Raw genomic sequence first — 3,460 nt, forward strand, 5'->3', positions numbered from 1 at the left:
ATTGCACCTTCAAAATTATCTTTTACATCTTCTGCTACTTCTTTTGCCATGTATTTAGCTTTATTAGCTGTTTTTTTAACTTCTCTTTTCATATCATTCATATCATTTATATGGCTCATATCAAACCCTCCTTTTAATTTTTATTTTTCCCAAAATAAATAATTTTATTTTATAATATAAACCTTTAACTATTATTTCTGAGTTTTCATAGTATGAGTATAAAGGGAGGGATAATTTTAATGACTTACATTCTTTACGGACTTTGTATAGTACTTACTTTAGTATCATTTCTTAAAAACAAAGAAAAAACTAAAAAAGCAGTTATTAACGGTGTTAAATCTTTCGAAAAGATAATGCCTCAATTTTTATCTATAGTAATAGTTATCGCTATAACATTAACTATTTTAAAACCAGAAACAATATCAAAGCTTATCGGTAAAGATTCTGGAATTTTGGGAGTCTTATTATCTTCTATAGTTGGCTCTATTGCTATGATGCCAACTTTTGTTGCATTTTCAACTGGTAATACTTTACTTCAAAATGGAGCAGGTTATGCTCAAGTTTCTGCTTTAATTACTACACTTACCATGGTTGGAATGTTGACTTTTCCGTTAGAGGCTGAATATATAGGTAAAAAATCTGCTTTTTATAGAAACTTTTTTGCTTTTTTGTTTTCATTTATTGTTGCTATTTTTATGGGAGGTGTGCTTAAGTGAATATCTCAAAAATAATTAAAAGATATAAATATTTTCTAATATTTTCATTTGTTCTTATATTAGTTTCAATATACAATAATGAATTTGGAGTTTATGCATTTAAAAATATTAAATCTAGTTTAATTCAAATGTTATGTGTCTTACCTCCAGTTATGATATTACTCGGACTTATGGATGAATGGATTCCTCGAGAATATTTTATGAAATATATGGGAGATGGTTCTAAAATTCTTGGAATACTTTTATCATTTATATTTGCATTCTTTGCTGCTGGACCTATGTATGCTGGATTTCCATTTGCTGCTGTTTTATTAAAAAAAGGAGTTAAGTTTTCAAATATAATTATCTTTTTAAATGCATGGTGTGTAACTAAATTTTCTACACTCTTATTTGAAATTGGAGCTCTTGGATATAAGTTTACATTATATAGGTTAATTATAAATATACCAGGTATTATAGTTATTGGATATATAATTGACCTCTTAGTAAATAAAAAACCCCATAAAATTTAATTATGGGGCTTTCTTGCAAAATAAACATTGTGGAGGATGTTCGTGGGGTTTATTTTACAATAGGGTATTATATTATGGTTTTTAAGTTAGTTCTTTCTTTAGTTATATAATAACTCTTTTATATGAATTTAATATGAGTTTTTTATGAATAGTTTTTGAAATCTAATTTTTAAATTCAATTGTAAATACTACAGAGTTCTCTTTATTTTTTAAACTATGGTAATATCCATGTGATTTAAGTATTTGACTTACTAGATATAATCCTAAACCACTTCCTCCAGTTTTTCTTGACCTGGATTTTTCTATTCTAAAGAATGGATTAAATATTTCACCTAAGTATTTTTTATCTATAGTAACACCAGTATTCTCTATTTCTAAATATGCTCTATACTGATTATTTTTTTTGCTATTTTTATAGCCTTTCTTATAAAGCCTTACTATTAGATTTTCATCTTTTGGAGAATACTTTATTCCATTTATTATTATATTATTTATAGCTTTTTCAATTCTTGTTTCATCACACTTTACATAAACATCACTTTCTATTTTAAGTACAACATTCATATTCTTTTCATCTATTAAGAATTGATGTTTTTTTATAAGCTTTTCTAAAATATTGCTAAGATTAACTGTACTTAAAGATAAGTCAGTTTCTAATATTTCATTTTTTGATACTTCTATCATTTCATTAACTAAATCTCTTAATTCTTGTGTGGATTCATAGGATTTTTTTAAATATGTATCCCTATCTTTATATTTTCCAATATTATACATCATCCCTTCAAGTTGACCACTTATTATAGTTATAGGAGTTTTTAACTCATGAGATATTGTAGCTACAAAATCTTTTCTTCTATTTTCTGCTTCTCTTTCACTTTCTATAATTTGTATAAGTGGTTTAGTTATCACCTTTGAATAAATATATGCACCTATTGCTCCAATCAAAAGTGCAACTATTAATATAAACGGCATTAATCTTCTTATGACTTGATTAGCCTCATCTATAGGTTGTAGAGGCATTACTATATCTAGTGTATAAGGAGTTATAGACTCATTAGTATATATAGGAACTGTTACATGGTATTCATCATCTGGAGTTTTTCCTAATATATACTTACTATATCTTGATAACACAATTTCATTTTTCCCATATAGTATTTTACCATTATGATTTTTTAATATAATCGATAAATTTTGATTTTTAGACATATAATATAATCTTTCTTGTAAATGATTTGTATTATGTCTAGGTGAATTTTCACATAATGTACTTACACTTTTATCCAAAAGATCTATTTTGTACTGATGATAGTATGTAGGTAGTAGAAAATATAAAATCATATATATTATTATAGCAAGTGCTACTAAAAGTCCTGTAGTTATTAAAAAAAGCTTATACTTTATGTTTATATTTTCTAGTTTATTAAATACTCTTCTCAAGTGTATATCCTATCCCCTTTACAGTTTTTATATATTGTAACTTTATTTTCTTTCTTAGATTCTTTATATGTGCATCAACTATTCTAGTATCTCCATAATAATCATATCCCCAGATTGAATCAAGTAAGTTTTCTCTAGTTATAACTTGTGGATATTTTTCTATTAAAGTTTTTAATATATTAAATTCTTTTAAAGTCAGTTCTATTGTTTCACCATCAACTTCAACTGTATATGTATTTAAATTAAGATTTAAATCTTCAAATTGTAATAACTCTTCACTATTTGATTTAGTACTCCTTCTTAAAACAGCTTCTACCCTTTTTATTAAAAGGTTAAATGAGAATGGCTTAGTTATATAATCATCACATTCTAGTTCAAATCCCTTAACCTGGTTTTCTTCTTCATTTAATGCACTTAAGAATATTATTGGCACTGTAGAATTTTTTCTAATCATTTTGCAAACTGAGTATCCATCTAAATTCGGCATCATTATATCTAATATTATTAAATCATAATTTCCTTGTTTGAATTTTGATATTCCTTCTAATCCATCACTTGCAAAGTCTACATTGTATCCTTGTGAACTTAAAAATTCTACTATAAGCTCTTGTATACTGCTATCATCTTCTATTACTAATATAGATGCACTCATTTTTTCATCTCCCTTTTCTTTAGTTATATAAATATTGTATCCTATTTTTATGAATTTAGTGTGAACTAATAATGTAAACAATTTATAATAAAAAATTCGCTACGCTCATATCGCCAACGATATGACACTCGCTACCACTT

At 25.8% G+C, this 3,460-nt stretch carries 4 protein-coding genes; 2 read left to right on the plus strand and 2 right to left on the minus strand.

The window, feature by feature from the left end:
• Positions 1–239 precede the first annotated feature (239 nt).
• Together Q5F54_RS12070 and Q5F54_RS12075 are read left to right on the plus strand one after the other, a co-directional pair.
• A complete protein-coding gene (locus Q5F54_RS12070) occupies positions 240–716 on the plus strand; it encodes a permease (protein ID WP_288247731.1) in 477 nt (158 codons plus the stop codon).
• Positions 713–1,228, plus strand: coding sequence for a permease (locus tag Q5F54_RS12075; protein ID WP_302334500.1), 516 nt, complete (start codon positions 713–715; stop codon positions 1,226–1,228). The genes Q5F54_RS12070 and Q5F54_RS12075 overlap by 4 nt, the downstream gene beginning before the upstream one ends.
• Positions 1,229–1,390: 162 nt before the next feature.
• Here the strand turns inward: Q5F54_RS12075 and Q5F54_RS12080 are convergent, their stop codons facing one another.
• Both Q5F54_RS12080 and Q5F54_RS12085 read right to left on the minus strand, forming a co-directional pair.
• Entirely contained in the window at positions 1,391–2,668 is a 1,278-nt protein-coding gene (locus Q5F54_RS12080) for a cell wall metabolism sensor histidine kinase WalK (RefSeq protein WP_281537700.1), read from the minus strand.
• The gene (locus tag Q5F54_RS12085; RefSeq protein ID WP_277231233.1) at positions 2,652–3,320 is read right to left on the minus strand and encodes a response regulator transcription factor; all 669 of its coding nucleotides are present in this window, start codon (positions 3,318–3,320) and stop codon (positions 2,652–2,654) included. The genes Q5F54_RS12080 and Q5F54_RS12085 overlap by 17 nt, the downstream gene beginning before the upstream one ends.
• Between the last annotated feature and the right edge of the window lie 140 nt (positions 3,321–3,460).

The sequence above is a fragment of the uncultured Romboutsia sp. genome (genome assembly GCF_958366745.1).
In the GTDB taxonomy this organism is placed as follows: Bacteria; Bacillota; Clostridia; order Peptostreptococcales; family Peptostreptococcaceae; genus Romboutsia; species Romboutsia timonensis.

Coding starts and splice junctions, on each gene's coding strand:
- Q5F54_RS12070 (WP_288247731.1), top strand. CDS start 240: ATGACTTACATTCTTTACGGACTTTGTATAGTACTTACTTTAGTATCA.
- Q5F54_RS12085 (WP_277231233.1), bottom strand. CDS start 3,320: ATGAGTGCATCTATATTAGTAATAGAAGATGATAGCAGTATACAAGAG.